This is a genomic window from Treponema sp. R8-4-B8 (genome assembly GCF_054786175.1).
The window spans coordinates 1-767 of sequence record NZ_BDHE01000179.1 but is presented as its reverse complement, the minus strand read 5'-3'; the positions used below and the strand labels follow the sequence as shown (position 1 = coordinate 767).

The following is a 767-nucleotide window of genomic DNA, read 5'->3' as shown; positions in this document are numbered from 1 at the left end:
AAGCTCGGTTTGAAGCATCTGCTCCAATTGCAAAGTGTTGACCTGCAAAAGCTTCAGCGACTGTATCATGTTGAATGACATCTTTTGCTGAAGGCGCAGGGATAGGTCTAAGCCGAGGTTCACGATGGTCAGATGTGTATAAGAGACAGGTCCATGCTATATAGTTAGTTGACGGGTGGACTGTTATTGCGCAAAATAAATACGCGCCATAGTGTAATATACATTATGGCGCGGGTAACATCAAACAAAAAACAGCTAACATTCACGTCGGTTAGAGATAAAAGCTCAAACCGATGCTGCCTGTGTAAGGGTACCACTTAGGGAATTTTTTGTAATAATTAGTAAACGCGTAGTAATATCTGACGTCTAAAGAAAGATGGCTGTTGAAATAGCCGACGGCGCCTAAAACTATTCCAATACCGAAATTCTTTCTTTCCCACAGATCCTCTTTATCAACAGCGGTCCCGTTGAGCTCTTCGCTATAGCCGAACGCATAATCCGCCTGTACCCCGAGTTGAATGAAAATCATCTCATAGATTGACGAGTTGAGCCCGCTAAGCACAAACGGGTTGATTTCAAACAAAACCGGCACAGCAACGGCCATCTCGGAACTGTTAAAATCCGCGCAAAAAAAATGGACGAGAGCCACCAAGCCTTTCTCAACTGGTTGGTCTACTACATATCGCTGCCAGCGTTGATATTCGTAGGCATAGCCGCCCAGCCCATCCGCAACCTGATGCACGCCGACTTCATCTGGACGACGCTTG

At 45.8% G+C, this 767-nt stretch carries 2 protein-coding genes; both read right to left on the bottom strand.

All coding sequences use genetic code 11. The features are described from left to right. Positions 1 to 123 (bottom strand): hypothetical protein (locus tag ACYVRA_RS07735; RefSeq protein WP_461252160.1); only part of this gene is annotated, 123 nt, incomplete at its 3' end. A 148-nt stretch (positions 124 to 271) separates the two neighbouring features. Beyond that, positions 272 to 767, bottom strand: a 496-nt coding sequence (locus tag ACYVRA_RS07730) for a porin family protein (protein WP_461252159.1), incomplete at its 5' end; no start/stop codon positions are given.